This is a genomic window from Paenibacillus hemerocallicola (genome assembly GCF_006265175.1).
Lineage (GTDB): Bacteria > Bacillota > Bacilli > Paenibacillales > NBRC-103111 > Paenibacillus_AB > Paenibacillus_AB hemerocallicola.
On the sequence record NZ_VDCQ01000008.1, the window covers coordinates 43504 to 70428 of the forward strand.

27 protein-coding genes and 1 pseudogene are annotated in these 26925 nt (G+C 56.4%); 13 read left to right on the forward strand and 15 right to left on the reverse strand.

All coding sequences use genetic code 11. The annotated features are described in order from the left end of the window. Positions 1-149 precede the first annotated feature (149 nt). A complete protein-coding gene (locus FE784_RS07810; RefSeq protein ID WP_139601585.1) occupies positions 150-983 on the reverse strand; it encodes an AraC family transcriptional regulator in 834 nt (277 codons plus the stop codon). 265 nt (positions 984-1248) lie between these two features. Between FE784_RS07810 and FE784_RS07815 the strand changes: the two genes are divergently transcribed. The 4 genes from FE784_RS07815 to FE784_RS07830 all read left to right on the forward strand — a co-directional run bounded on the left by FE784_RS07815 (position 1249) and on the right by FE784_RS07830 (position 3969). Continuing rightward, positions 1249-1584, forward strand: coding sequence for an AraC family ligand binding domain-containing protein (locus FE784_RS07815; protein WP_139601586.1), 336 nt, complete (start codon positions 1249-1251; stop codon positions 1582-1584). 135 nt (positions 1585-1719) lie between these two features. After that, positions 1720-2004 (forward strand): helix-turn-helix domain-containing protein, encoded by a 285-nt coding sequence (locus tag FE784_RS40715; protein WP_281287048.1) that lies wholly within the window; start codon positions 1720-1722, stop codon positions 2002-2004. A gap of 88 nt (positions 2005-2092) precedes the next feature. Then, positions 2093-3043 carry an ATP-dependent DNA ligase gene (locus FE784_RS07825; RefSeq protein ID WP_139601588.1) on the forward strand — a complete coding sequence of 317 codons (951 nt, stop codon included), beginning with the start codon at positions 2093-2095 and terminating at the stop codon, positions 3041-3043. A gap of 35 nt (positions 3044-3078) precedes the next feature. Further along, positions 3079-3969 carry a DNA polymerase domain-containing protein gene (locus tag FE784_RS07830; protein ID WP_139601589.1) on the forward strand — a complete coding sequence of 297 codons (891 nt, stop codon included), beginning with the start codon at positions 3079-3081 and terminating at the stop codon, positions 3967-3969. A 138-nt stretch (positions 3970-4107) separates the two neighbouring features. Here the strand turns inward: FE784_RS07830 and FE784_RS07835 are convergent, their stop codons facing one another. From FE784_RS07835 to FE784_RS07845, 3 genes are all read right to left on the reverse strand, one after another. Continuing rightward, on the reverse strand, positions 4108-5118 hold the full coding sequence (locus tag FE784_RS07835) for a globin-coupled sensor protein (RefSeq protein ID WP_139601590.1): 1011 nt from the start codon (positions 5116-5118) through the stop codon (positions 4108-4110). 115 nt (positions 5119-5233) lie between these two features. Next, a complete protein-coding gene (gene cls / locus FE784_RS07840) occupies positions 5234-6664 on the reverse strand; it encodes a cardiolipin synthase (RefSeq protein WP_139601591.1) in 1431 nt (476 codons plus the stop codon). Positions 6665-6757: 93 nt separating this feature from the next. Continuing rightward, positions 6758-7639: a CPBP family intramembrane glutamic endopeptidase gene (locus FE784_RS07845; protein WP_139601592.1), complete on the reverse strand. Its 882-nt coding sequence runs from the start codon at positions 7637-7639 to the stop codon at positions 6758-6760. 144 nt (positions 7640-7783) lie between these two features. Between FE784_RS07845 and FE784_RS42345 the strand changes: the two genes are divergently transcribed. From FE784_RS42345 to FE784_RS07880, 7 genes are all read left to right on the forward strand, one after another. After that, positions 7784-7909 (forward strand): hypothetical protein, encoded by a 126-nt coding sequence (locus FE784_RS42345; protein WP_281287042.1) that lies wholly within the window; start codon positions 7784-7786, stop codon positions 7907-7909. A gap of 28 nt (positions 7910-7937) precedes the next feature. Continuing rightward, positions 7938-8135 carry a DUF4177 domain-containing protein gene (locus FE784_RS07855; protein WP_139601593.1) on the forward strand — a complete coding sequence of 66 codons (198 nt, stop codon included), beginning with the start codon at positions 7938-7940 and terminating at the stop codon, positions 8133-8135. 327 nt (positions 8136-8462) lie between these two features. Then, entirely contained in the window at positions 8463-9425 is a 963-nt protein-coding gene (locus FE784_RS07860) for an AAA family ATPase (RefSeq protein ID WP_139601594.1), read from the forward strand. Positions 9426-9432: 7 nt separating this feature from the next. Further along, positions 9433-10611 (forward strand): DUF58 domain-containing protein, encoded by a 1179-nt coding sequence (locus tag FE784_RS07865; RefSeq protein ID WP_176706041.1) that lies wholly within the window; start codon positions 9433-9435, stop codon positions 10609-10611. Positions 10612-10619: 8 nt separating this feature from the next. Further along, complete coding sequence (locus FE784_RS07870) at positions 10620-11948, forward strand: DUF4129 domain-containing protein (RefSeq protein WP_139601596.1); 1329 nt, start codon at positions 10620-10622, stop codon at positions 11946-11948. A gap of 35 nt (positions 11949-11983) precedes the next feature. Beyond that, the gene (gene sigJ, locus FE784_RS07875; RefSeq protein WP_176706042.1) at positions 11984-12865 is read left to right on the forward strand and encodes an RNA polymerase sigma factor SigJ; all 882 of its coding nucleotides are present in this window, start codon (positions 11984-11986) and stop codon (positions 12863-12865) included. A gap of 82 nt (positions 12866-12947) precedes the next feature. Beyond that, positions 12948-13394 carry a carboxymuconolactone decarboxylase family protein gene (locus FE784_RS07880; protein ID WP_139601598.1) on the forward strand — a complete coding sequence of 149 codons (447 nt, stop codon included), beginning with the start codon at positions 12948-12950 and terminating at the stop codon, positions 13392-13394. Between the two features lie 71 nt (positions 13395-13465). On the opposite strand, the gene cobA is transcribed toward FE784_RS07880, so the two are convergent. Together cobA and FE784_RS41820 are read right to left on the reverse strand one after the other, a co-directional pair. Then, the gene (cobA, locus tag FE784_RS07885; protein WP_246131953.1) at positions 13466-14248 is read right to left on the reverse strand and encodes a uroporphyrinogen-III C-methyltransferase; all 783 of its coding nucleotides are present in this window, start codon (positions 14246-14248) and stop codon (positions 13466-13468) included. A 78-nt stretch (positions 14249-14326) separates the two neighbouring features. Continuing rightward, positions 14327-14653 (reverse strand): annotated as a pseudogene (locus FE784_RS41820) (formate/nitrite transporter family protein); the annotation flags it as partial. A 280-nt stretch (positions 14654-14933) separates the two neighbouring features. On the opposite strand from FE784_RS41820, the gene FE784_RS07890 reads away from it, so the two are divergent. After that, positions 14934-15560, forward strand: coding sequence for an ANTAR domain-containing response regulator (locus tag FE784_RS07890; RefSeq protein ID WP_139601600.1), 627 nt, complete (start codon positions 14934-14936; stop codon positions 15558-15560). A gap of 2 nt (positions 15561-15562) precedes the next feature. Further along, on the forward strand, positions 15563-16597 hold the full coding sequence (locus FE784_RS07895) for an anthranilate phosphoribosyltransferase (protein WP_425465532.1): 1035 nt from the start codon (positions 15563-15565) through the stop codon (positions 16595-16597). A gap of 79 nt (positions 16598-16676) precedes the next feature. Here the strand turns inward: FE784_RS07895 and FE784_RS07900 are convergent, their stop codons facing one another. The 9 genes from FE784_RS07900 to FE784_RS07940 form a co-directional block, all read right to left on the reverse strand. Next, positions 16677-18314 (reverse strand): type 2 periplasmic-binding domain-containing protein, encoded by a 1638-nt coding sequence (locus FE784_RS07900; protein ID WP_139601602.1) that lies wholly within the window; start codon positions 18312-18314, stop codon positions 16677-16679. Positions 18315-18412: 98 nt separating this feature from the next. Next, positions 18413-19297, reverse strand: coding sequence for a carbohydrate ABC transporter permease (locus tag FE784_RS07905; RefSeq protein ID WP_139601603.1), 885 nt, complete (start codon positions 19295-19297; stop codon positions 18413-18415). Between the two features lie 14 nt (positions 19298-19311). Further along, complete coding sequence (locus FE784_RS07910; protein WP_139601699.1) at positions 19312-20238, reverse strand: ABC transporter permease; 927 nt, start codon at positions 20236-20238, stop codon at positions 19312-19314. A gap of 1002 nt (positions 20239-21240) precedes the next feature. Next, entirely contained in the window at positions 21241-21336 is a 96-nt protein-coding gene (locus FE784_RS42790) for a hypothetical protein (RefSeq protein ID WP_425465534.1), read from the reverse strand. A gap of 21 nt (positions 21337-21357) precedes the next feature. Further along, on the reverse strand, positions 21358-22509 hold the full coding sequence (gene alr, locus FE784_RS07920; RefSeq protein WP_246131941.1) for an alanine racemase: 1152 nt from the start codon (positions 22507-22509) through the stop codon (positions 21358-21360). After that, a complete protein-coding gene (locus tag FE784_RS07925; RefSeq protein WP_139601604.1) occupies positions 22506-23894 on the reverse strand; it encodes a UDP-N-acetylmuramoyl-tripeptide--D-alanyl-D-alanine ligase in 1389 nt (462 codons plus the stop codon). The genes alr and FE784_RS07925 overlap by 4 nt, the downstream gene beginning before the upstream one ends. Further along, positions 23891-24970, reverse strand: coding sequence for a D-alanine--D-alanine ligase (locus FE784_RS07930; protein WP_139601605.1), 1080 nt, complete (start codon positions 24968-24970; stop codon positions 23891-23893). Before FE784_RS07930 ends, FE784_RS07925 begins: the two co-directional genes overlap by 4 nt. Before the next feature lie 255 nt (positions 24971-25225). Beyond that, complete coding sequence (locus tag FE784_RS07935; protein ID WP_139601606.1) at positions 25226-25480, reverse strand: hypothetical protein; 255 nt, start codon at positions 25478-25480, stop codon at positions 25226-25228. Positions 25481-25620: 140 nt separating this feature from the next. Next, positions 25621-26862 carry a class I SAM-dependent methyltransferase gene (locus tag FE784_RS07940; protein WP_139601607.1) on the reverse strand — a complete coding sequence of 414 codons (1242 nt, stop codon included), beginning with the start codon at positions 26860-26862 and terminating at the stop codon, positions 25621-25623. Positions 26863-26925 lie beyond the last annotated feature (63 nt).

The window sequence follows — 26925 nt, forward strand, 5'->3', positions numbered from 1 at the left end:
GTTCCGCTATTTGCTGGAGCAGCAGTCCCGCAAGCCCTGAAAAGGCGAATAACCTTCACCGATCGATCAAGCTGGTACATGCGCTTCTGGACACTGTACGGGAATGAATCCGTCGTAGATTTCTTGATTGACCCGGCGACCCCGTTACGCTAAGCATGGCGATATTCGCGCGGCGACATGCCAGTCTCCTTGGTAAACAATCGCGTGAAGTAGAAGGAATCGGCAAAGCCGACCTCCTCCGCCACCTGCCGAATCGGCATCTCGCCCTCTCGCAACAGCTGCTTGGCCCGGTCGAGCCGCAGACGATGAATATATTGAATGGGCGTATAGCCGGTATGGCTCTTGAACAAGCTGGAAAAATAGGCGGGAGAAAGGGCAACCTCCTGCGCGACCGCATTTCGGGACAACTCTTTCCGATAATGCGACTTCATATACGCAATCGCCTCGCGTACGGCTGCCGCACCCGCCGCCTCATCGGCAGCGCGCTTCCGACGTCCTCCTGCTGCGACCAGTCGCACGGTGCTCAGAAATTCGATACGTGCCTCCCATTCATTCCCGCCATCCTTGTCTTGCCAAATGCGATACAATCGTTCGAACGCTTCGCGCGCATCCGGGCCTCCGATGTCGGGCAGCACTATTCCGAGCGGCAAAGGTCCGTTGGACTCCCTCCACTCGGCCGTGCACCCCTTCCAATGCAGCACGCCATACATGTAATGAACCGAGTAAAAGCAAACGGGCTCGCTCCATTTCGTCTTGATCAGCATTCGTTCTCCCGGCCACACCTGAAAAATCATCCCCGGCTTCAACTCCCACTGCCTCTCGCCCAGTCGCAAGCTCCCGCTGCCCGCATAAACGTATGCCAGAACATGCAGTCGGGTGGATTCTCTGAGACTTTGACATTCAAATGTATGCCAGTAAGGGGCATCCCGTACTACGACGTCCAGCAGTTTCGGACTGAATCCGTTTAACAGGTCATAGTCCACAGACCCGCCACCTTTCCTCGCTGTTTTACCGGAATATGTTTCTATCTGTATTGTAGGAGATCCGGATCGGAAAGGACATCGAAAAAAACGTGGTGTTTTCGTACAATCCTCTTATTTTCCGCAAGTATTCCGTTTGACCTTGACTGCATCGCAATCCGTTTAATACGCTTGATCTGTTGCGGCTTCTCAAGCCGGGCTCGCAGCCAGGAGGTGTATATGCCAGAACCCTATAATGAATTGAACCTTTGGGTTACGGACATTTCATTTGTCCTTTACAGGCACCCCGACCCCCCAATGGAAAGTCGATAACGCCACATCCAAGCATCACACCATCGCTTTCTCGACGGGCGGCCAAGCCATGTATACGATCAGCGGCAAACCTTGCCAGGTGAACAAAGGGGATGTCCTGTTTTTTCCCAAGCATACGCCGCGTACGGGCTTCAGCTTGATTGACGATCCATGGTCATTTTATGTCGTTCAATTCGATGCGATATTTCCGGACACAGCCAGCGAGCAACAGTACCATCGTATCGGCAACGTCATCACCGGGTCGGTTTATTCGCATGCTTCCTCTTTGTTCCAGGACCTGCACCGGGAATGAACAGCCAGAAAACCCGGCTATCTTCTGAAATGCCAAAGCCGTATTATCGATATCATTTGCCTACTGCTTCGGCATGCGGAACAAACGATCCGCCATCCCCGTCATTATCAGGCAGTCGACACTATTGTTAATCTGATTGCGGAAAACTACAGCAAAAACTACTCCGTCGATGAAATTTGCCAAATGATAGGCTACAGCACCTCGCACTTCCAACTGATTTTCAAGAAAGTGACCGGCATAACGATCATCCAATATCAGAACGAAATTAAAATCAAAAAGGCGCGCGATTTGCTGCAATATGGAAACTGCAACGTTACGGAAGCGGCTCTGCAGGTCGGCTTTAACGACATGAACTATTTCAGCAGGCTGTATAAAAAAATGACCGGACATAACCCGTCCGAATATTTGAAACGGGGCTAATGGCTCGGACGGCTTTTCGGACACGGCAGCCTTTAAAAATCCGCTAATCGGGCATACTTTGAATAAAAGATACGCCCGGAGGATGCCAATGGATTTGAAGCCGATCATACCGTTCGAACCGGTCCGCACGGATAAGGTTCCCGCCGGGCCGAACTGGGTGTCGCAGATCAAATGGGACGGCGTGCGGATGCTGACCTACTTCGATGGAACGGATACCCGCCTGTGGAATCGGAGACGGAATGACCGTACGCAGCAGTATCCCGAATTTCTCGATGTCCGCGCATATTGCCGCGCTCGATCGGTAATTCTCGACGGGGAGATGATCGCGCTTGACGGCCGCAAGCCGTCCTTCCACGAAATTATGAAAAGGGATCGTCTCCGTACCGAATCCAAGATCGCACAAGCTGTTGCCCGCGTTCCCGTCACCTACATGATCTTCGACATCGTCTATTGCGACGGCGAATGGGTAAACGGCAAACCGCTGGCGGAGCGGCAATCGATTCTGGAGCGAATGATCGTCCCCGGAGACCGCGTGCAAATAGTCCCGAACGTCGCCGACGGCAACGCGCTGCTCGGCGTCATGCGGAGCCATAGCATGGAAGGCATCGTTTGCAAAGATTTGACGAGCGCCTATGCGATGGACGGCAAGGACGGGCGGTGGCAGAAGCTGAAGCTGTTTCACGACCTATATGCGGTTGTGGGAGGAGTCACCTTCCGCGATAAAATCGTCAATGCGCTGCTGCTCGGCTTATACGACGATGACGGCACTTTCTTGTATATCGGCCATGCCGGGACCGGTAAAGTCACCCAAGCGGAATGGGAGCGGCTTACCCGGTTAGCCGGACAAATGCGCGTGAAGGATCGGCCGTTTCGCAATGAATTCGAGCGGAGCAAAGACGCCGTCTGGATCCGGCCGGAGCTCGTCGTGAAGGTGCAGTTTCTGGAATGGACGCCGGACGGGGTGCTGCGCCACCCGAGCATCCAATCGTTTGCCGAGGTGGATAACCCTATTTCGGTATGTACGTTCAGGCAAAGCTGACTATAGTCGAGGGCGACAGGAGAGGAGTAGAGGAAATGGCGACAGCGGTAAAGGGTTCCGTGACTGTAGAGGGCCATGAAATCACGATAACGAATCCGGAGAAGCTGCTATGGCCCGAACGGGGCATAACGAAGCTGATCTATTTGGAGAAGCTGCTGGCACTTGCTCCGTATTTGCTGAAATATTGCCGCGACCGGCACTTGACGACGATCCGGTTTCCGAACGGCATCCACGGCAAATCGTTTTATCAGAAAAACAATCCGGAACCTTTGCCCGCATTCGTACGTCTGGCTCCGCTGGACGGTATCGATTACGTGCATCTCGATTCCATTCCGACGCTGCTGTGGCTCGGCAATTTGGCTTGCCTTGAATTCCACCCTTCGTTCCATCGCATCGGCTCCACGCTTCCCGCCGAATGGCTGATCGATATCGATCCGTCGCTCGACCATGAGCCGCGCATTATGAAGGCGGTGCATCTGATCGGCGAAGCTCTCGACAAAATGAATATTCGCGCCGTACCGAAAACGTCGGGAGCGACCGGCGTACAGCTGTACGTCCCTCTCGCCAAGCCGTATACGTTCGAGCAGCTTCGCGGTATCGGCCATTTCCTCGGCAAATATTTGACGCAAACCTACCCGAAGCTGTTCACGATCGAGCGGCTGAAGAAGAACCGCGGCGATTTGATCTACGTGGACTATTTGCAGCACTGGTACGGCAAAACGCTGTCGAGTCCCTATACGCCCAGAGCCCGCGAAGCCGCTTCGGTCTCCGCTCCGCTCGAATGGAGCGAGGTCGAGGCGAACGTCGATCCGCGCGATTTTCATCTGCTCAACATGGAGGAAAGACTTCGCGCAAAGGGCGACCTGATCGAGAAATCGCCGCCCCAATCCCTGGATCATGTGCTGTCGATTATCGGGGGGACCTGATCTGATTATCTGATGTTAACGATTAACGATGCGAACGATTTATGCCGTGAACGTTGTAGAACGCAAAGAAGGCCGTACCCGGGCTCGGCTATGTTCGTTTGCCGCAAGGTACCGCCTTTTTTTATATAAATTCGCTGTTCAATCCGCCGTCTTCTTCAAGCTTTCCAGCTCCGACGTTACCCGCTCGATCATGCTGACGAACGACGACAGCTCCTTGGAGCTGCTGGCCTGCGTTCTGGCATGGGAAGCCGTCTGCTCCGATTCCGTCCGGACGCGCTCCAGCTTCTTGCCGATTCCTTTCAGCTTGCTTTCGATTTGAACAAGCGCTTCCTTCGATCGCGTCGCCAGCTTGCGCACCTCGTTGGCTACCACCTCGAAGCCTCTTCCGTTCTCTCCCGCACGCGCCGCCTCGATCGCCGCGTTCAAGCCGAGCAGATGAGTCTGGTCGGATATTTCCTGCATCAGCTCGCCCATGTCGTGAATTTGGCCGATCTCGCCGGTCAACTGCTTCACGAGCTCATTCGCATTTTCCTGGGATTGCGCCGTACGGTCGGCCGTTTCGGCGACGGCCATACTGCTCTCACCGAGCTCTACCATCATGGCCGCAAGCTCCTGCACCGCTACCGCAATCCCCTGAAGAATGTCCTGCTGCTGCTCGACCAACTGCTCCACCTTTTTCTTCTCGTCCCGTTCGTAAGCCTCCAGCACGAGCTGGGAATCCAGGTTGAACATTTTGGAAACGGCGAACACGACCTTCTGCCATTCCTCGGGCAGCGCTTGCTGGAAATGGGCCGTCGCCAAATTCAAATAAAGCATGTATGTGCCCAAATACCAATCCGTCGTCAGCCCGATTTTGGAATGAACTTCACCGACGATAATCCGTCTGCGAATATATTCGTCGTCAAGCACGCCCGAAGCGATGGATAGAAAATACCAGCGCTGGGTTTCCTTCAACCGGTCCAGCGTGCTGTGGGTCCGGATAATGTCAAGCAGCTCGGGCTGCTCCGAAATCCGTTCGTATAGTTCGTCGACAAGCCGGTCTACCACCTGCTCGAATAACGGCTTATGGGATTGCAAAATGTAAAGATCGGTTTCGGTTAACCCGATAAAATCGATTTGCTTCCTTCTATCTCCAGACAATGTGATCAACGAAATCCCCCCTGATGATGTAAGCCAGCCTCAGCCGTCATAATTCGACACGGGGGCATACTTATCCTTCCAGTTCGGGACGGCACATCCGACATTTTTGCTCCGCCTGTACCGTTCAGAACAACGGGGCCAGCATTCGCGCGGCCGCCTCTTTGGCCCGTTGGTATTTCGAACGCTTCTCGAACTCGTCCGGGTTGATTTCCTTGCTGTTTTTCATATCCGCCATAAAGTCCTGCTCAACCCGCAAAATGGTGCTCCGGTCGTACAAAACCGCCATAATCTCGAAATTGTTGAAAAAGCTGCGCATATCCATATTCGCCGTACCGACCGTCGCCAAAATACGGTCGATAATCAGCGTCTTCGCATGCACGAAGCCTTTCTGATATTGATAAAAACGGACGCCGGCTTGCATAAGCTCCTGCACGTATGACAGCGAAGCCCAGTGCACGATTCTCGCGTCGGGGACTCCCGGCAAAATAATGCGCACATCGACGCCGCTTACGGCGGCGGTCTTGAGCGCCATGCCGATGCTGGGATCGGGAATAAAATAAGGCGTCGTTATGTAAATACGCCTGCGGGCGACCGCCATCGCTCCGAAAAACACTTCCAGTACCGTATCCCACGGCGCATCCGGACCGCTTGCGATCAGTTGAACCGTCTCTTCGCCGCTGCAATCGTGCTCGGGAAAATATTTCGGGTCTATGAGCTGCTTCCCGCTCGCGAATGCCCAATCGGCGGCAAACGTATGCTGTAAATAGTAGACGCTGTCTCCCTCGAGCCGCATATGCGAATCGCGCCAGTACCCCAGCACCGGGTCGGCTCCCAAATATTCGTCCCCGATATTGATGCCCCCCAGGAAACCGATTTTGCCGTCGACGACGACGATTTTCCGGTGGTTCCGGTAGTTGATCCGTTTATCGAAAAAGGCGATCAGCGGAGGCAGAAAGCTGTGCACCTCCACGCCGGCCCGCTTCAGCTCCTCCACGTACCGGCCGCTCAGCTGATAGCTGCCCACGCCGTCGAACATCAGTCGGATTGACACGCCCTCGGCCGCCTTGCGGATCATCATCTTCTTGAATCGTTCGCCGATGGAGTCGTTTCGCACGATATACGATTCGATATGAATGAACGATCGGGCGTTCTCCATCGCCCGTAACATGGCGGTATATGTATCGTCCGCATTGTTGTACACCTCTACCTTGTTGCAGGCCATCATAGGCGAACCCGGGATGTTGCTCAGCAAGCCGAGCAGCCGATGCTCTCGGAAAATGTCGCAGCGGCGGATCGCGTCGCCGGGGTCGGCCTTTCTCGCCTTCATCCGAAGCGCGCGGCCGATTTCTTCGACGACTCTCCGGTCCTTGCGCCGCATTTTTTTCCGCTGCGTATATTCCTTGGCCAGAAAGTAATACATAACGAAGCCTATAATCGGGAAAATGAACAGAATGGACAGCCAAGCTACCGCTTTGGCCGGATTGCGGAATTCCGACACCAGTATCGTGGCGATTTGAAAAAGGATCAGTCCGAGCGCAATGCTTAACCACATCATGGGGGTTCACCTCCTCGGACATACGTACGGATGCATTGCCGGATGCGCACTTTCTAGCATGTACCGGCTTGCACGCCGTTATTCGTCCTCCCTTCAGAGACGTTCGGCCCTTGACCGGCTGCCCTTGGTCCACAGCAGCCACACGCCGACGCCCATAACGACGGTCGCGATCAGACTGCCTTCGGCTCCGAACGAGCCCCCCGACCATGCCGCCGGCCCGCTCGCCTCGATCTCCAGCAGAGAAGCTACCGAAGTGCCGGACACCTCGTAGCCGAATACGTTGCCTTGCACATAATTCCACGTCCAGTGCAGTCCGATCGGCAGCCACAGCCCCCCGGATACTTCCCGGCACACTCCGAGCAGCAAGCCTGCGGCGAAAATATTAAGCAGCGGGAGAGGATGCTCCAGAGCCCCCGGATTGAACGCATGCAGCAAAGCAAAGAAAAGGGAGGAGCATAAGACGGCGGCCGCCGGTCCGAACCGGTAACGGACGAGTCCCTGAACGTAGCCTCGGCTGAACAACTCTTCATTAAGCGACACCAGGGCGAAGAACAGCAAATATACGGCCAAATCCGACCAGACCGCCGGATCGGTCCGGATGCCGCTTATGTGAACGGCCCCGATGGCCAGCATCACTAAAAAAATCGCCGTCATCATCGCGATGCCTATGCCCGCCCCTTTGAACAAATCACGGATCGCCCCGCTCTGTTTCCAGCCGACCGCCCATCCCGCTTTCCGCTCGAACCATGCGTACATGATCGGTACCGCCGCCATAAACCCGACAGCCTGCGCGATCATCGAGCCATAGACAAACGCGGGATCGCCAAGCAATCGTTGAAGCGTCCATTCCCCCGACCCCATCATGCCGAGAATCGTGACGACCGGAATCATCGCCACCAGCGTCAGTACGAAAGCTACGAGGAACGCGAGGACGATTTTCGCCCCCGCGATTACAATATGCTGCGTCGTCTTCACCGCTGTCCACCTCCGATTTCAATCTTTTTCCATTGTACATGGGTCAGGGGGAAAAACAAATGTCCGGACTGCGCCTTCCATTTATGCACTTCCATCCGTTTATGTTAATATAGGGAAAAGAGCCGAGAAAGCAGGTGTTTCCCGATGAAGGTTCCCGACTATGAATACAAGGATACGCTGTCCTGGGAAGGGCGGTGGGAGCGAATAGACGGTGTTCCATACAACATGGCTCCGACTCCTTCGACCGAGCTGAGCAAGGTTTTCCATTAAACCATCACATAGCTTGGAGGGCGATAACATGGATCATTGGGAATACAAGACGTTCAAATACAGAACGGGCGGCTTCCTCGGCGGAAAAGTCGATCCGGATGAGTTCGAGTCCGAGCTGAATCGATACGGCAGCCAAGGGTGGGAGCTCGTCTCCTGCTTCGATACCGCGATCTCCCAAGGGCAGTCCAGGGACGTCATCGTCGTTTTCAAAAGAAAGCGATCGTAGCGACATTCGGGAAAAGTCAGGTCAACCGGACAAATAGATGGAAAACCTACATGTAAAGGCGGCAACGAGGGGCGGAAGCAACGTTTAACTGGAAATCCTGCAGTTATTCCCTCGCCATGGTGGCGAACGCGCCTATTCGGGAGAAATAACTGGACTTTTTCCAGCTATCGGGCGACAAATGCGCTGTTTTCCCGAAAATAACTGCATGTTTCCCATTTGCAGCCGGGAGGGAAGCCATTTGAGCGGGCGCGGCCGGCTCTTCATTAACCTCCTGTTATAAAAAATTCCCGACTTTAAATCGCCACACTATGGGAGCGTGATAAATTCATGCCATTATCCGGCATTCGCCTGCTGGCGCAAAATGTTAAGAACAATATCAGCAAAGTCATCGTAGGCAAGGAAAGCGTCATCGATCATCTGCTCATCGCCTTGATCGCCTCCGGACACGTGCTGCTCGAAGACGTCCCCGGTACGGGCAAAACGATGCTGGCCAAGGCGATGGCCAAATCGCTGCGCTGCTCGTGCAAGCGCATCCAGTTTACGCCCGACCTGCTTCCTTCCGACTTGAGCGGCATTAACTATTACAACCAGAAGGAAGGCGAGTTTCAGTTTCGGCCCGGCCCCGTCTTCACGAATATATTGCTTGCGGACGAAATTAATCGCGCCACCCCGCGCACCCAATCGAGCTTGCTCGAATGCATGGAGGAACGGCAGGTGAGCATTGACGGAGAAACCCGCACGCTGAGCAGGCCGTTTATGGTCATCGCGACGCAAAATCCGGTGGAAAACCAGGGGACGTTTCCTTTGCCGGAGGCGCAGCTCGACCGATTTCTATTGAAGGTTCGCATGGGCTACCCCTCTCGGGAGCATGGCGTGGACATTTTGAAGCGGTTCAAGCACGATAATCCGCTGGATACGTTGGAAAGCGTAGCCGACGCCGAAGAGCTGATTGCGGCTCAAAAGGCTTATTCGCAAGTAAACGTCCATGACGATCTCCTCGACTACGTCGTGCAACTCGTGGAACGGACTCGCAGCCATCCGGACGTCGCGCTGGGGGCAAGCCCTCGCGGCAGCCAATCGCTGCTGAAGGCCGTTCAGGTGCACGCCATTCTTCAAGGGCGCGACTATGTCCTCCCCGACGACATCAAGGCGATGGCGAAGCCGGTACTCGCCCATCGGCTGCTGCTCAAGCACGCCACCCGGCTCAAGGAGAATGCCGCCGAAGCGGTTGTGGACCAGCTCCTGCGCGAGATGCCCGTGCCGACGGAAACCGTCGCGAAGAACGGATAGGCCGGGCATGAGCGTACATTGGCTATTAATCGTGACGGCGGTCGTGCTGCTGCTGCAGGGCAAGGCCTATCAATGGTTCGGATTGAGGGGAGTAAGCTACAGACGGCATTTTGACGTGCCCGCCTGCTTTCAGGGCGAGGAAGTGCAGCTGGTCGAGGTTATCGCCAATCGCAAAATGATGCCGCTGCCGTGGCTACGGCTCGAATCGCTCATGCAGTCCGGCCTGCGCTTTCACAGCCAGTCCAATCTGGACATCTCCAGCGGCGATCTATTCCAAAACCACCGTAGCCTGTTCAGCCTCATGCCTTATACGCAAATTACGCGAAAGCATCGGGTGCAGTGCATGAAGCGGGGCTGCTACGACCTGCAGTCGGCCGCGATGACCTGCGGCGATCTGTTCGGGCTGTTCGTATCGTACCGGACGTTCCAATTCGACCGGCAAACGCGTCTGCTCGTCTATCCGGAACGAATTCCGCTCGGAGATATACCGCTGCCCTCGCATAGCTGGCAAGGCGATATATCGGTGCAACGCTGGATCGTCGACGATCCGTTCCGGATCGCGGGCGTCCGTCAATACCGGTACGGCGATACGATGAATATGATCAATTGGAGCGCCACCGCGCGCGCCGGCGCGCTTCAGGTGCATCGGCGCGATTTCACGGCGGACCACCGGATCATGATCGTCCTCAACTTCGAGATTACCGAAACGATGTGGGGCGCGGTGACGATTCCCGAGCGAATCGAGAAGGGTATCGCCTACGCGGCCGCGATCGCCGAATCGTGCTTGGCGCGCGGAATCGATACGGGCTTCAGCTGCAACGGCCCTGTCGTCGACCGGCCCAAGCAATCGGTGCGCATCGCGCCGTCCGGCGGAGACGCCCATTTGACCGACTTGTACGAAACGATGGCGATGCTGCGGATCGAGTGCACCGAACGGTTCTCCGAGTTTCTGGAATACGACTTCGTGGAGGGCACGTCCAATACCGATTTTATTTTCCTTACTTCTTTTGTGAGCGATAAAATGGAACGGCAGTTCGAGCGGCTTCGGCTGAACGGCAATGCCGTGCAAATCGTGCCGCTTACCGACGACCCGCTTCCCTCGTACGCCGACTCGGTACAACCGGCTGCTTCCAACGAGGAAAGCTTGAACCCCGGGCATGACGAGTCGGAAACGAAAGGAGCGTGACGTCCGCCATGAAGCTTGGGAAACCTCTTGCATTCGCCTCGCTCCAAGGCTTGGCGGAGCTGCTGCTTTATTTTCCGGTACTCGTTGCCCTCTATATTGCCGTTCCGCATATGTCTTTGGCTTTTCCGCTCTGGCTTGCGATTTGGTTCGGTTTCTATATGCTCGGCTATGCTTTTCACTACGCCTTCCCGGGCGTGAGGCAGTGGCAATCGCTGCTAGCCGCAGTCGCGCTCCCCGGAATATGTGTCTGGCTTCTGGCCGGTCCGGTATTCGACAGCGCGCTCAATTTCGCCCTGTGGTTGACCGCATGGAGCCGCGGCCGGCAAAACCGGCTGTGGGGCTGGGACGATTCCTTTCCGACCGGACTCCTTTGGATCGGGATGATCTGCTACTTCCTGGCCTCGTTTCTTTTTCCTTTGTTTTTGGCGACCAAGCATTACTCCCCATGGGTTACCGGAATGGGCATCGCGGCGTTGGCTCTTACGCTGTATCGGGGCAACAGAGCGACGCTGGAGAGCGAGTCGCTCGGCAAACAGGTCGAGAGCAAGCCGATCGTCGCCCATGAAACGAAATGGCGCAATCGCGCTCTCGTGCTGGCCGTGTTCATCGTCATCGTCCTGATCGCCGCATTCCGGGCCATCACCGCCGCCGCGGAGCAAGCGGCTTCCTTCCTGTTCTTCGGGGCGGTCGGCCTGCTGCGCAAGCTGATGGGACTGTTCGTCTTTGATGATGCCGAGTCCACGCCTCCTCCCAAGGATCCGTTGACGGGCGATATGTTGCCCCAGGGAGAACCGTCTGCATTCGCTCAGCTTATGGAGAAAGTCCTATATTGGGTCGGCGTTCTGCTGCTGCTGGCCGTCACGGTCGGGCTCCTATACGTCCTCGGCAAATACGTCAAGCGCTGGCTGAAACGGTTCATGGGCTGGTACGGGGAACGTCTGGAGCAAGCGCCGCAGACGGGCTACGTCGACGAAAAGCAATCGCTGCTGGACGGTCGGGAATGGGCGCTCGAGCGGGCCCGGCAGTGGAAGCGGCGGATCGGCGACATGTTCCGCAAGGAGCCTGGCTGGGACGAGTTGGCCGACAACCGCGAGCGCATCCGCGAAGCGTACCGCCGCCTGCTGCTCGGCCGGATCGCCGGCGGCTACGAGCACGACGTGACGCGAACGCCGCGCGAAACCGGCGAGGAGATGGATCGGCGCACTCCGCTCGATCAAGACGAGACGGGCGTCATCCGTCTGTACGAGGACGCCCGCTACGGCGGCAAGGACGTAACCGACGAGCAGGCGGCCAAGGCGAAAGCCTTGTTCCGTTCCGGCGGGACCGGACGAAAGTGAGTCAGTAAGAGAAATAGCTCGGAGGCATAATGGACATGAATGTGGAACTGGCTTACCAAACGTACCGGAAGCTGCTATTTTCCATCGCGTACAGACTGCTCGGGACGGTTACGGAGGCGGAGGATGTCGTTCAGGACGTATTCGTATCGCTCCATGCCGCAGATCCGGACAGCATCGACAATATGAAGGCATTCCTGGGCAGGTCCGTAACGAACCGATGCCTGAATATTCTCCAATCGGCCTCGCGGAGAAAAGAAACTTACCCCGGACCTTGGCTCCCCGAGCCTTTGTACGGCGATAGCGGGAGCGGCAGCGAGCCCGGCGGACGGATCGAGCTGGAGGAAGATATCGGGTATGCTTATCTGGTCATGCTGGAGCGGCTTTCTCCGCTCGAGAGGGTCGTCTTCGTCCTGCGGGAGGCGTATGGCTACGAGTACGAGGAAATCGGCGACATGATCGACAAATCCCCCGACAATTGCCGGAAAATATTGAGCCGATCGCGCCGCAAAATGAGCGATGCCGGTTATACCGAGGCGTTGCCTGACGAACGGAAGCAAGCGATCGTGCTGCAATTCGTTGCCGCCTTGCGGCAAGGAAACATCCCGGAAGCGATCAATCTGCTAGCCGATCAGGTCGTCATCGTGACGGACGGAGGAGGCAAAGTCAAATCGGCGCTGCGGCCGATCGCAGGGATCGGGCGAGTCGGAGCTTTCATCCGAGGCATTGCCGCCAAAGAGACGTTCTCCCATGGAGTGGCCCCGGTATCGGTCAACGGCGAGACCGCAATGGCGCTCACGCGGATTCATTTGCCGCAGGCGGTATGGTGCTTCGAGCTGGATCAGGCATCCGGCAAAATCGTCAAAATCTATGCGGTGAACAATCCGGACAAATTAATCCGCAAATACAAAAATGTTTAAAGCCGAAGTGTCACAAAACTTCCTGTCACCTTGTCTTATGGTTGAAGACAAATAACCCGGAATGGGACAGGAGGAACCAGATATGAAAAACCGGTTTTTGATGAACAAAGTGAACCCCGAGGCGTACGAGGCCATGCTCGGCCTAGAGAAGTCCACGGAAGGCTCGAGCATTCCGAAGCCGCTCAGAGAGCTGATCAAAATACGCGCTTCGCAAATCAACGCCTGCGCCTTCTGCATCAATATGCACACGAAGGATGCCCGCGAGCTCGGAGAAACGGAGCAGCGCATCTATGCGTTGAACGCCTGGCGGGAGGCTCCTTTCTTCACGCCCGAGGAGCGGGCCGTACTGGCGTTGACCGAATCGGTCACGCTGGTGGCGGATACCCACGTTCCCGACGACGTCTATGAGGAAGTCCGCGCTTTCTTCGACGAGAAGCAAACGGCGGAGATCATTATGCAAATCGTAGTCATCAACGCCTGGAACCGGATCGCCGTCTCCACGCGCTTAATGCCCAAACAGGATTCGTAAAGCCGGAATCAGCTCATAAACAAACCTCCATCACCACTTTTCATAAGTGGTCTGGAGGTTTTATCGTTTCATTATATAGCATTAGCCGTATAGTCGCCTTGCCGCACATTCGCCATAATCCGCTGCAGCTGTTCCCGGACCCGGACCGTTTCCCCTATGACGATCAGAGCCGGGTTGTCTACCGTCTCCGCTTCGGCGAGCCTGCCGATGTCATCGAGCGTCCCGATCACGATACGCTCGCTCTCCGTCGTTCCCCGTTCGATCAAGGCGACGGGAGTCGAGCCGGCTTTGCCGTACTTCAGCAACTCTTCCCGTATTGCCTCGAGCCGGCCGATTCCCATGTAGACGACAAGCGTATCCACGCTATGCGCCAGCAAATCCCAGCGAACGGGAGGCCCGTTATCGCGGCAGCGGCTTCCGGTCACGACTGCAAACGAAGCGCTGACCCCCCGATGCGTCAAAGGAATATATGTCGAGGCGGCAGCTCCGATCGCCGAAGTGATGCCCGGTATTACCTCGCATGCAATTCCCCGCTCCGCCAATGCAAGCGCCTCTTCTCCTCCGCGGCCGAATACCAGAGGGTCACCTCCCTTTAGCCGCACTACCGTCTTTCCGGACAGCGCATATTCGATGAGCGTATCGTGGATCCACTCCTGGGTCATCGCATGGCATCCCGGCGATTTGCCGCAATACAATTTGACGGCATCCGGCTTCGCATAAGCGAGCAGCTCCTCGCCCGCGAGCCGGTCATACAAGATGACGTCAGCCTCCCCAATTCGCCGGAGCCCCTTTACCGTGATCAATTCGGGGTCTCCCGGCCCCGCGCCTATGAGGTAAACCGTTCCCGGCCTCATGCACTTTGGTCTGCGGGCACCGCTTCGACGCCCGCTTCCGAGGATCGTTCCGACGGCTGCTTGATAACGGGCGAAGCTGCCGGTTACGAGCTCCAAGCCGAGCAGCACGATCATGACGAAGCCTACCGGAAAAATGACGGCACCGGTTATACCCGGCTTCGTCTGCGACGCAGCCGTAAAGGCGAGCGTCGTGGCGCAAGCGAGAACAGCTCCGGCCTGTAAGCCCCGAACGACCGTTCGCTGGGCGCTAAGCCCCGCTTTGACCGCTCCCGCCTCGATCGTCGCATTCAGCCTATTCGCCGGTTTGAGTTCGTTCATCCGGTTCTCCCCCCAATGTGTCGACGTAATTGGACCCGCTCCCGTCTTCCCGTATAACGATACAAGAAAAAGCCCGTCTCGCTCCATGGGAAAATAAACTACTTACCCACAAGAGTGAAGACAGGCCTCATTGCCGCTTCTTCCGAATACATCGTTGTATTCGCGAGAAATAAAGTTGTTACCCAAACTATACAACAGCATTTTCACAGATGTCAATATTCATTACACAAAAATCTTTTTAAATGTGATTATCGACAAAAACGCCTTTTATGTGTTATAAAAGTTTACATCACACTCGAATGTCATACACAAGACACCCCGCCTTACCATTTCCCATTTTCACGTTACCGGAAAGGAGCTACTCCCCATGCGGTCTTTGTTGGTTATACACGATCAAGCGACGCGGTCCGAATCGGAACGAAAATCAGCGCAGCCATGCGATAACCCGCTTCCCGAATCGGTTCTCCGGTCGTGCGGATATTCCGTTGCGATAGCGTATAACGAAATACAGGCGAAATCGTTAATCCGGGATTCCGATGCCACCGTCCTGCATCTGCCCGTCTCGGACATCCGATCGTGGGGAACGTCGCTGCTGAGCTGGAAGCTCGTCCCCCTCCTCTGGTGGTGCAGCGACTCCACGGCGACGTTATCCGTTGACGCCTGCGAAGACAACGTCATGATCGACGGCATCCTTACTCCCTTGATGGGAGCGCAGGAGGTGCACTGGGCGCTGCATTTCGGGGCCAAGCAGTGCTTCGAGCGGCAGCAATGGCAAAATGAGCGTACGCAGCTGCTCTCCCGGATCGAGGAACGCAAATGGATCGACATGGCGAAAGGAATCTTGTGCGAAATCAAGCATATATCGGAGTCGGAAGCTTACGACCTGCTCCGCAAGCAGGCCATGAATGAACGAAAGCGCCTGGTCGATGTCGCCACTTCGATCGTCAACGTGTACCGGCTTCTTCAGGAGCAAAAACAAAAGGGGGCGAAATAGCGATGATCAACCTGCTGAAGGAAGTTGCTCGCGGCAAAAGGGGAGCCCGCGATCTGACATACGAGGAGTCGCTTGCGGCCGCCGAAGCGATCATGACTCTGCAAGCGACGCCGGCCCAGATCGGAGCGTTCTTCATAGCCGAGCGGGTCAAGTTGGAAAGTGTGGAAGAGCTGGAGGCGTTCGTAGCCGTCTGCCGCAAATATGCGCACCGCACGCCGGTCCCGAACGGTATCGACTGCGCAGGCCCCTATGACGGCAGAAAGTCGTCCTTCATCGCAACGTTCGCGACCGCCTTTCTGCTCGCCTCGGCCGGACTTCCGGCTGCGCTGCACGGCATGGCCTCCCTTCCGCCCAAATGGGGAGTTACGCTGCACGATCTTCTGGGAGAAGCCGGCATTGACGCGGAGCTCCTTTCCCATGAACAGGCGCTGCATGCCGCACGCGAAACGGGCGTACTCTACGTACCTGCCGAGCAGTGGTGCCCGCCGCTCAAGCGGCTGCGCTCCATCCGCGAAGAGCTCGGCATGCGGACGGCGCTCAATACGGCGGAGAAGCTGATCAATTATGCGCATTCGCCCTATACCGTTTTCGGCGTATACCACAACACGGTGTTCGACCGGCTTGCCCGGCTGCTCGTAAAGCTCGAATACCGCAAAGCCTTGATCGTGCAAGGCCCGGAAGGCTCGGAGGATTTGTTCATAGACCGGCCTACGCGGACGTACAAGGTCGAAGACGGACAATTCCAGCTCCATGTTATCGATCCGGAGACGCTCGGTCTGGACACGCCGCTTCCCGAAACGGAATGGACGGCGGGCGAGCAGCTGCGCGTGACGGAAGCCGTTCTGCGCGGAGAAGCCGATCTGGCCTACTACAATCAAGTGCTGCTGAACGGAGCTGTCAGGCTGCATATAGCCGACCGGGTGAGTTCCGTCGAAGAAGGGCTTTACACGTGCAAGTCGCTTCTTGACGGCGGGCAAGCATGGGACGTCTATGCGAAATGGCGGGAAGCGCTCTCTCCCGCGAAGGTACGGCCCTAGCGAGGCGCCAACCTTTCTGCCGATATAAACAAGCGGCCCTTCTCGCTCTATCGCGAAAAAGGCCGCATTCCTGCCTGCTTTACTTGCTTTTGCTGTAACGGTCGTAGGCTGCCTTGTACGTCTTCAAATATTGGTCGACGCCCATATTTTTGACCGTCGTCACGTATTTGTCCCACTCGTCGAAGGAGGCCGCTCCGGTAATGAATTTCGATTCCATCTCGCCGATGTAGGTATGAATATCCGAGCCTTTCGCGCTCATGTACTCGCTCTCGGCGTCGGTGAAGTTGAAGTTGTACCACAGCTCCTTGAGCGCGTAAGGCTGCGCCTTCTTGCCGGCTTCCACCGATTCCGGCAGCGTCTCCGACCCTTTGAAATATTTCTCCTGCACATAACCGGGGTAGCTTCCGCCCATCCATGTCACATACTTGGTCAAGGCTTGGTCCATCGTCAGGCCGGCCGGATTTTTCTTGATCTCGTCGATATATTCGAGCTTGCCGTCGGCCGTTTTCGTGTAGCTCGTGCCCTCCGTGCCCATGAAGTAAAACTGCGCGCCCTCGTCGCTGTAGAAATGGTCCATCCAACGAATCGTCGCTTCGATATTTTTGTTTTTATTCGTAATGACGAACGCGCCCGGCCATACCATCGGCACTTTGATGTGCGTGTACATTTGATCCCCGTTCGGCCCTTTCAGCGCGCCGAGTCCGAAGTATCCGTCGCCGTTGAACTGGGTTTTCGGGTTCGGATTGATCGTCGAGCCGAGCACGTTTTTCGCGCCTTTGGCGTATAAGGCGTTGCCGTTCTGGGTGAAAATGTCCTTGTCGATCAAGCCCTCCGCATACAGCTTGTTGACGTATTGCAGCATTTCCTTGTTGTTCTGGGTCAGACGGAAAAAGCGCAGCTCGTTCGTTTTCGGATCGACATCGACGAACTTGTGGCCGAGTCCGCGGTTGCCTATGCCCCAAGCCCCTTTGATCTGATCGATGAGAGGGCCGATGCCCGTTCCGCTGTACGGAATTTCGTCGGCTTGGCCGTTGCCGTTCAGATCGGTCGATTTGACCGCCTTCAAATACTTGTACAGCTCCTCGGTCGTTTGAGGCTCCTTCATGTTCAGCTTGTCCAGCCACTCCTGCTTGACCCACAGCGGCGTACCGATCAGCATCGGCAAAAATTCCGGGCTGTAGAACGACGGGAACGAGTATATATTGCCGTCCGGCATCGTCAGTGCTTTGCGCAGATCCGGATATTTGTCCATCAGCTTCTTCAGGTTGGGCGCATAGTCGTTGATATAATCGTTCAGCTTGACGAACACGCCTTGGCTGCCGTATTTCATCAGATCGGAGGCCGGCACCCGGGCGGAATACAGCGCGTCCGGATAGTCGCCGTTGGCAAGCGCCAAATTGCGTTTCTCCGTCAAGCTGCCGAACGGAACGAACTGAAAATTGACTTTGACGTTGGACATTTTGGCGTATTCCTTCCACACCAGCCTCTCTTCGAAGCTGTTGCTGCCGTTCGTGTCGGCGAGTCCGGTGAAAAACGTCAGCTCGACCGGCTGCTTGACGATCGGCATGCCCGCCTTATTGACGTTTTGCCCCGCGGCTTCCTTCTCCGTCCCTTGATTCGCTCCCCCATCCGCTTCCTTCGTATTGCTGCAGCCGGCCGCCAAGCTTACGGCGATGACAGAAGACACCGTTAATACCGATAATTTCGTCCATTTCATCTGTGTGGTTCCTCCCATTGAAAGTCTTTCCTCTATATGCCAAAAGGGAACGACTCCCTTTAAAGCCGGATCCGTACCAGCGCCCGTTTCGTAAACCGTCACCCTTTGAGCGCTCCGATCATGATGCCTCTGACGAAATATTTCTGAAGAAACGGATACAGCAGCAAAATGGGCAGATTGGCTATAACGACGACCGCATATTTGACCGCTTCCTGATCCATGATCGTCTTGGCATGAGAGCCGTCTCCCACGTTGACCATTCCCTCCATCTCGTCCTTGATCAGAATTTCCCGCAAAATAAGCTGCAGCGGATAATGCTCCCGGTCCGTCAAATAAATAAGAGCGTTGAAGTATGCATTCCAATGACCCACCGCATAGAACAGCACCATGACCGCGAGAATAGGCATCGACAGCGGCAGCACGATACGCCACAGCGTCTTCCAGTCGGAGCAGCCGTCGATCGCCGCCGCTTCCTGAATTTCGCCGGGAATGCTGGTTTGGAAGAAGGTGCGCATAATGACGATATTCCAGACGGACACCGCACCCGGAACGATGAGCGCCCACATCGAATTAAGCATCCCGAGCTGTTTGACCAGCATATAAGCGGGGACGAGTCCGCCGCTGAAAAACATCGTAAACACCATGATCGCGGTAATGACATTGCGTCCGTAGAAGCTTTTTTGCGATAGCGGGTAAGCCGCCAGGACCGTCATAACCAGATTGATCGCGGTGCCGACGACGGTGTAAATAATCGTGTTCAGATAGCTGTTCAGCAGATCGCTATTTTCCAATACCTTCTTGTATCCGACGAAGCTGAGGTCCATCGGCCACAGCCACATGTCCCCGTTCAGAACGGACGCCGGGTCGCTGATCGAGGCGCTCAGTACGAATACGAGCGGATACAGCACCAGCACGGCAACCATGGCAAGCAGCGCGTAAATGACCGCCTCGAACCATTTGTCCCCCAAGCTGCGGGTTTCCATGGAACCCCTCCTTTTCACCATAAGCTGGCTTGATTGACCGCCCTCGCGATCCGATTCACCGTCAGCAGCAATATTAAGTTCACGACCGAGTTGAACAATCCGACCGCCGCAGCGAAACTGTACTGCGCGCCCAGCAAGCCGCTCCGGTACACATAGGTGGAGATGACGTCCGAGCTTTCGTTGTTCAGCGAATTTTGCATCAGGAACACTTTCTCGAAGCCGACGCCCATCAGACTGCCGATGTTCAGGATGAGCAAAATGACGACGGTCGGCATAATGCCCGGCAAATTAATATGCCAAATGCGCTGCAGCCGGGTAGCACCGTCGACTTTGGCCGCTTCGTGAAGACCGGGATCGATGCCGGCCAACGCGGCCAAATAAATGATCGAGCTCCACCCCATCTGCTGCCAGACGCCGGACAGGACGTAGATCGTCTTGAACCACTCCGGCCTCGTCATGAAGAATATGGGCTCGCCGCCGAACGCTTTGATGATCGTGTTGACGATGCCGCTCGTCGGGGACAAAAACATGATGACGATGCCGACAAGCACGACCGTAGACAGGAAGTGCGGGGCATAAGTGACCGTCTGCACGAACTTTTTGTACTTGTCGTGCCTCACCTCGTTGATCATCAGGGCAAGCACGATCGGGATCGGAAATCCGACCGCCAGCTCGTACAGACTGATGCCGAGCGTATTCTTCAGCAGCCGCCAAAAAAAGTAGCTGTCGAAAAATCGCTCGAAATGCTTGAAGCCGGCCCAAGGGCTTCCCCATATTCCTTTCGTGGCGATAAAATCTTTAAAGGCGATCTGCACGCCGTACATCGGCATGTAATGAAACACGATAAAGTAAACCAATACCGGCGCAATGAGCACATACAGCTGCCAATGTCGGAGGATCGCCCGTATCGCTCGGCCCTGCCGCTTCCGTCGCCCCGTCATCGCGGCCGTCGCCCGGGCTTGTACATGTTCCAATCCTATTTCCCCCTGTCGAGATCGAGATCAAGCCGCTTGCCGGACAAACAAAATAAGACCCCGGGAAACCAAAAGCAAACAAGCTGTTTCCGCACGGAAACATCGCATTGGTTACTTTCGGGTTTTCTCAGAGTCTCCACCCAATCGTATATATGAATTGTCGCAAAAGCTTCACGTCCCTATTGCTCGGGACACCTTGATCGTTCATCGGGTCGCTTTTCATTCATGGATGCGTCTTGCGTCGTCTCGTTCCGAAAGCGTAGTTCAAGCTTACCGCCGGTTCGTTATCGGAATATTAGCTGCACGTAAATAAACGGTAAAGGCATGGCGTCCGACTTGCGGCAACAACAATGGCCGAGCTGGCGAACAGCGGCTATAAGAAAAACGTCTATCGGCGTAATTCGAAGATGAGCGACCTCGATTTAGCGGTTGTTTTTCTTGGTAAAGAAAGTCTCATTCGCTTTAATACTTTAGCGAAGCTAAACTTTCTTTAACGATTAAAAAAATGCGACAGCATCCTTCGCGTACAACCTGAAGACCTTTTGTTAAAGCGATGCATCCTGTGGCCGTAATTAGAGGAACCGAGTTCCGTTATTGTCCCGAATTCCGCAATATTCTTGAGGTTAACGGAACAAGCTTCCGCTATTCTCGATCTTTGAAGGTGAACATGACCGTGAACAGCGGAATAGCGGCAAGGTTTTCCGTTATATTGCCATCGACACCTGGACCGGGCTAAATAACATACGCCAGTTCCGCTATTTGAGGGATTGGAGTCGGTCCCGCTGCGCAGGCAAAGGCGGCTAGCTCTCACCGATCTTGCGTGCGGGACATGCACATGCACTTCTGTACGCGAATCTCTGTACGCGAATGATGCTTCGAACAAAAAAATCCCGCCACGACCTTAGGCCGCAAACGGGATTCTGTTTCGATAGGAAAGGGTGCGCAGACACTTGCGCTATACGGCCCGGATTACTCCGTGTATACTCTCGGAATGCGCGCGCCGAGCAAGGTCAACACTTCCTGGGGAATCGTTCCGATCGCCTCGGCCATCCGTTCCAGCGAAATCGTTGCGCTATACGGCCCGGATTACTCCGTATACACTCTCGGAATGCGCGCGCCGAGCAAGGTCAACACTTCTTGGGGAATCGTTCCGATCGCCTCGGCCATCCGTTCCAGCGAAATCGTCTGTCCGCCGTTCTCTCCGAGCAGCGTGACGCGAGTGCCGTTCGGATAATACGCCGGCAGGCGGACCATCACCTGGTTCATGCACACGTTGCCGGCAATCGGCGCCCATTGCCCGTCGACGAGCAGGGACATGCCTTTGCACGCTCGGGACAAGCCGTCGGCATAGCCTATCGGCAAAGTGGCGATCCACTCATCCTCGGGCGCTGTGTAAGTTTTGTCGTACCCGACGCTTTCCCCTTTCCGAAGCCGTTTGACATGAACGATCCGCGAATGCACCGAGAACGTCTGCATCAGCCGAATGTCGATCGTCTTCGCCGCATCGCCGTCCACAGGCACGATCCCGAACAGGGATGCGCCGACCCGCACCATGTCCAGAGCAAGCTCGGGAAAGCGCAACGCCGCCGCGCTGTTGGCGCAATGCGCGATCGGATGGACGAAGCCCGCCTCCCGCAGCCGGCGATGCATCTCTCTAAAACGGCGAAGCTGCTCCCGGACGAAGCTCTCGTCCGCCTGATTGGCCGTCGCCAAATGAGTGTAGACGCCTTCCACGACAATGTCGTTCGCACGAAGCAGCGGTATGATGCGCTCCAGCTCGTTCTCGTCGCGGACGCCGAAACGTCCCATGCCGGTGTCGATCTTCAAATGGACGCGGAGCCGTTTCCGAGTCGTTTTGCAGCGCCTCATCTCCTTAAACCATTCCTCTTGAAAAACCGGCAAGGAGATGCCGTTCTCCGCCGCGATATCGGCCTCGCTCGGATCGCACGGCGTCAAGGCCAGAATGGGACCGCCGATCGAGCCTTTCCGCAGCAGCAGCGCTTCGCGCAGCGTGCCGACGGCCACTGCGTCCGCCCCTCCCGCCAATGCGGCCCGCGCGGTTTGGAGCAGGCCGTGGCCGTAGCCGTCGGCTTTCAGAACGGCCATAAAAGCGCAGCCCGCGGGTATTCGATGCCGGATTTCGCGAATATTGTCCTTCAGCCTGTCGAGGCGAATTTCCGACCACGTCGAAGGCTCCGCCGTATAGTGGACACAAGAAGCCGAGACGGCACTCATCATAGCCCCTCCTCCCTGCGGCGGAGCGTCTCCACGATCCGCTCCAGCCCCAGCACTCTGGACCCTTTGATCAGTACGATCGCGTCGTCCAAGCTCTCCTCCATTAGCCGATCCAAAGCCTCCGCTTTGTCCGCGCAGACGACCACGCGGCCTGCGGCGAACCGGGGAGCCGCCGCTTCGGCGATTCGGGCGGCCGACGCCCCGACGGTGACGACCAAATCGATCCGCCCGGGGTCGAGCTCGCCGCCGATTCCGCGGTGCAGCTGCTCCGATTCGTCCCCCAGCTCCACCATATCGCCCAGCACCGCGATCCGGCGCTTCGGCTTGCGGAAATCGTACAACGTCTGCAGCGCGGCCCTGACGCTGCTCGGATTCGATTTGTAGGCATCGTTGACGATCAGGCAGCTCCCGGCACGGACGATCTCATTTCGCATCCCGCTTAGCGCCGCGCCCCGCAGCCCTTCCCGGATAAGCCGATCCGGCACCCCGAAGTGCCGGGCGACCGCGATCGCGCCGAGCGCGTTGACCATTTGATGCCTGCCGTGGATCGGAGCGGCGAACGGTTCGGGATCCTCCTCATCCAGCTGAAAAGCAAATCCGTCGTCATCGGCGCTCCAGCGGACCGGATGGAGCCTGTTGCTTTCCTCGACCCCGTATGACTGGCGTACGCCGCGATAGCCGGTCCGCGCTATTCCCTCCGCAAGCTGCGGATAATCGCCGCAATAGGCGAGCAGACCGCCGGGGCGCATCCCTTTCACGATTTCCAGCTTCGCCTGCAAAATCCGATCCCTTGTGCCCAAATCCCCGAGGTGCACTTCGCTTACGCTCGTGACAATCGCCGCATCCGGACCGGCCATGGTCGACAGCGCTTCGATTTCGCCCAAGCCGGACATGCCCATTTCCACGACCGCCATTTCCGTATCCTCTTCCATGCCGAGCAGCGTAAGCGGCACGCCCAAATGATTGTTCAGGTTCCCGCTCGTTTTATGCGTCCGGTACATAGTCGACAACAGCGCGGCCAGCATATCCTTGGTCGACGTTTTTCCGTTGCTGCCGGTAATGCCGATTACTTTCGCGGCCAACTGACGCCTGTATTGCCGCGCCACTCGCTGCAAAGCAAGCAAAGGGTCGTCCACCTGCATAACAGCCGGATGGTCCGGACGGCCCGGCTCCCCTCTGCCCCACAGTGCGGCGGCGGCGCCGCGGTCCAACGCTTCGGCGACATAATGATGACCGTCGAAGCGAGGTCCTTTTATGGGGACGAATAAGGAGCCGGGGACGATATTCCGCGTATCCGTGCACACTCCCTTCACGACCAGCTCGGGCCTATCGGCGACCGGATCGGCTCCGGCCATAGCCGCCAGTTGCGACAAAGTGCGCGTAATCATGCTCCCGCCCTCCCGTCCCGCCAAACCCGCTTCTCCCTGTAACGCTCGAGTGCAAGCCCGATCAGTTCGTCCAGCAATTGGGCAAATGTACGTCGGCCGCCGTAGGTCAGCAGCGCCGGGAACATGCTGTTCTCCGTAAAGCCGGGCAGCGTGTTCACCTCGTTCAGGATAATTTCATTGCTGTCGGTTACGAAAAAGTCGACGCGCATCAAGCCCGCTCCGTCCAACGCCCGGAACGCCTGAAGCGCCATCGTCCGCAAGCGCCCGTACACCTCGTCGTCCAAGCGTGCGGGAATGCGCTTCGTCAATACGCCGCTCGAGTATTTGCGCTCATAGCTGAAAAAATGGCGCTCCCGCTCGAACTCTCCCGCGACGGAACAGACCGGCTCGTCGTTGCCGAGGATCGCCACTTGGACTTCCCTGCCCGGAATCTCCTTCTCCACCGCGATTTTGCGGTCGTACCGGAACGCCTCGCGTATGGAAGCTTCCAGCTCCTCGCGGTCTCCGCAGCGGCTTATGCCTACGCTCGAGCCCATATTGGCGGGCTTCACATAGCAGGGATATCCGATTGACGATCCGATCGTATGGATTAGACGATCCGCTTCTTTGTTCCACTCATATAAGGTAAATGCGGTATACGGGGTTTGCGGAATGCCCGCCTGCTCCATGATCCGCTTCGTCATGATTTTGTCCATGCCGGCTGCGGAAGCAAGCACGCCATTGCCTACGTAAGGAATGTTCAGCATTTCCAGCATTCCCTGCAAAGTGCCGTCTTCGCCGTTCGGACCGTGAAGAACCGGGAATACGACATGATTGCTCCGGTCTTCCTGGTACCATTGCTTCAGGATGCCGCCCATGGACGACCTCTCCCCGCTCGAGAGGCGGAGCGACTCTACATCGTCCAAGCATTCCGCAAGCTCATTCCCCCCGCGCCAAGCGCCATCCGGCTCCACGTAGATCGGGTACACGCGATAACGGTCCCGGTCGAGCCGGTTCATAACCGCGAGCGCCGTCTTCAACGACACGTCGTGCTCCGGCGATTGTCCCCCATACATGACATATACGTTTGTTCTCATCGCTCTCCCGCCTGTCCTCTGGAATATGTCCAGTATGAAGAGCAATCCTTAAGAAATTGGAGGCGCAAATCTAAAGAAGATCTTACGAATTCCGTAATGCTCGGTAAGAAAAACTTTAGATTCTCGCCTGCGGTCGAGCCAGAGGTATCCGACTATGAATTTGTTTCGCCATTGCCGAATCCGTCCCATACGAAGAAAACCGGACTGCCAGAGTCCGGTTTTCTTCGTCGTTTTATCCGATACGCCAACTCGCCTTCATCCGTCCGCCTTCGGCCGCCGGTTGATCAATAAAGTGACGAGCGCAGCCGCGATCGAGAACATCGCGATATAGGTGTTCGCTTCCTGCACGGTCAGCGTTTTCCACCAGACGAGCGTATGAATGAGCTGACCCATCGGGGTCAGGACGAGCCACAAAAACAAACATGCCGCAATGAGCAGCGGTTGCAGGAAACGGGTCCATTTCCACGTCGTTCTCCGATTTTCCGTGCCGTTCGTTGGTTTCATTTCCACTCCGTAATCCTCCATAGATTCCTTTGTTGGTAGCGCGGGAACCCACTGTCCCTCCGATTTGGCGGCATAGCCGCCGGCAGTTCTTCCGAGCGTTCTTTACGTATCGAATTGCAGCTGCCCCGAAAGTACGCGTGCAGGCATCAAAGGCCGGCATCGCGCTTTGGGGGTGTAAACGACGGTGCGAGCTTGTCCGCCAGCGCCCGCTCCAAATAAGGAGTAATGCCCAGCATTTCGGCGAATCCGCGATAGGCGGCCGCTTCGGCGGATGCCGGACTTCCGGTTGCCCCCGCCCGTTCCTTCGCGTTATCGATGTGCCCCTTGTTATGTTCTTTGACGGCGCGGATGAGCAAATTTTTCGGCGTATGCTCCATGTCGATAAATTCCAGCACCTGCGTCTTGTAGCCCAGCAGCTCCAACAGCTGCGCCCGTGCCGCATCGGTAATAAGCGATGCGAAGCGCTCCTTTAAAATGCCGTGCTTGAGCAGGGGCGACATCGCCTCATTGCGGATTTGACCGAACAGCTCGTGCTGGCAGCAGGGAACGGAAAGAATGACTCCCGCTCCCCATCTTACCGCCTTCTCTATGGCGGCGTCCGTAGCCGTATCGCACGCATGCAGCGTGACGACCATATCTACCTCGTCCTGCTCGTCATACCGGCTTATATCGCCCACGAGAAAGCGCAGACGATCATACCCCAGCCTTGCGGCCAGATCGTTGCAATGGCGGATGACGTCTTCCTTCAGGTCGAGACCGACTACCTGCAAATCCAGCTTGCGGATTTCGTTCAAGTAGTGGTACAACGCGAACGTCAAGTACGATTTGCCGCAGCCGAAATCGACGATGCGGACCGTCCGGGTTTGCGGAAGATGGGGCGCGACGTCGTCGATCATCTCCAGAAACCGGTTGATTTGCCGGAACTTGTCGTATTTTGCCGCGAGCACCTTGCCCTGCCCGTTCATCACGCCGAGCTCGACCAGGAACGGGACCGGGGTCCCTTCCTCCAGCACGTACCGTTTCTTCCGGTTGTGGGACAGCTCGACGCTCGGCTTCGTCGCTTTTTTCTTCAGAACGGCCGCTTCGCCCTTTTTGTTGAACAGGATATGATAGTCGGCTTCGCTCGTCTGCAGCAGCGCCTGCCTGTATTGCTCGAGGAGCAGCTGCTCCGTACGCGCGGCGGCTTGTTCCGGGGCTATATTCTCATGCTGCACTTTAGTTCCGGCGTAGTGGGCGAACTGATAGTGGAGCCCGCTTTTCAGCAGCACCGGCTTGATTTTCACCTTGTCCGCGGCCGCCCCGCTCCCTTTCCTGGGCTGGCTGAGCACAGCCTGCGTCCACGAGCCTGCCGTTACCGCCCCTCGCAACACTTCCGTCAACGATTCCATACTGGTCCCCCAAAGTCAAGTTTATGCTCGGGATTCATTATACTTCATTATCGCAGACGAAAT

Bases quoted from the DNA above. Each gene is read 5' to 3' on its own strand.
- FE784_RS07825 (WP_139601588.1), top strand. From the start codon at position 2,093: ATGGATTTGAAGCCGATCATACCGTTCGAACCGGTCCGCACGGATAAG.
- FE784_RS07830 (WP_139601589.1), top strand. From the start codon at position 3,079: ATGGCGACAGCGGTAAAGGGTTCCGTGACTGTAGAGGGCCATGAAATC.
- cls (WP_139601591.1), bottom strand. From the start codon at position 6,664: ATGATGTGGTTAAGCATTGCGCTCGGACTGATCCTTTTTCAAATCGCC.
- FE784_RS42345 (WP_281287042.1), top strand. From the start codon at position 7,784: ATGAAGGTTCCCGACTATGAATACAAGGATACGCTGTCCTGGGAAGGG.
- FE784_RS07855 (WP_139601593.1), top strand. From the start codon at position 7,938: ATGGATCATTGGGAATACAAGACGTTCAAATACAGAACGGGCGGCTTC.
- FE784_RS07860 (WP_139601594.1), top strand. From the start codon at position 8,463: ATGCCATTATCCGGCATTCGCCTGCTGGCGCAAAATGTTAAGAACAAT.
- FE784_RS07865 (WP_176706041.1), top strand. From the start codon at position 9,433: ATGAGCGTACATTGGCTATTAATCGTGACGGCGGTCGTGCTGCTGCTG.
- FE784_RS07870 (WP_139601596.1), top strand. From the start codon at position 10,620: ATGAAGCTTGGGAAACCTCTTGCATTCGCCTCGCTCCAAGGCTTGGCG.
- sigJ (WP_176706042.1), top strand. From the start codon at position 11,984: ATGAATGTGGAACTGGCTTACCAAACGTACCGGAAGCTGCTATTTTCC.
- FE784_RS07880 (WP_139601598.1), top strand. From the start codon at position 12,948: ATGAAAAACCGGTTTTTGATGAACAAAGTGAACCCCGAGGCGTACGAG.
- cobA (WP_246131953.1), bottom strand. From the start codon at position 14,248: ATGAGGCCGGGAACGGTTTACCTCATAGGCGCGGGGCCGGGAGACCCC.
- FE784_RS07890 (WP_139601600.1), top strand. From the start codon at position 14,934: ATGCGGTCTTTGTTGGTTATACACGATCAAGCGACGCGGTCCGAATCG.
- FE784_RS07895 (WP_425465532.1), top strand. From the start codon at position 15,563: ATGATCAACCTGCTGAAGGAAGTTGCTCGCGGCAAAAGGGGAGCCCGC.
- FE784_RS07900 (WP_139601602.1), bottom strand. From the start codon at position 18,314: ATGAAATGGACGAAATTATCGGTATTAACGGTGTCTTCTGTCATCGCC.
- FE784_RS07905 (WP_139601603.1), bottom strand. From the start codon at position 19,297: ATGGAAACCCGCAGCTTGGGGGACAAATGGTTCGAGGCGGTCATTTAC.
- FE784_RS07910 (WP_139601699.1), bottom strand. From the start codon at position 20,238: ATGACGGGGCGACGGAAGCGGCAGGGCCGAGCGATACGGGCGATCCTC.
- alr (WP_246131941.1), bottom strand. From the start codon at position 22,509: ATGATGAGTGCCGTCTCGGCTTCTTGTGTCCACTATACGGCGGAGCCT.
- FE784_RS07925 (WP_139601604.1), bottom strand. From the start codon at position 23,894: ATGATTACGCGCACTTTGTCGCAACTGGCGGCTATGGCCGGAGCCGAT.
- FE784_RS07930 (WP_139601605.1), bottom strand. From the start codon at position 24,970: ATGAGAACAAACGTATATGTCATGTATGGGGGACAATCGCCGGAGCAC.
- FE784_RS07940 (WP_139601607.1), bottom strand. From the start codon at position 26,862: ATGGAATCGTTGACGGAAGTGTTGCGAGGGGCGGTAACGGCAGGCTCG.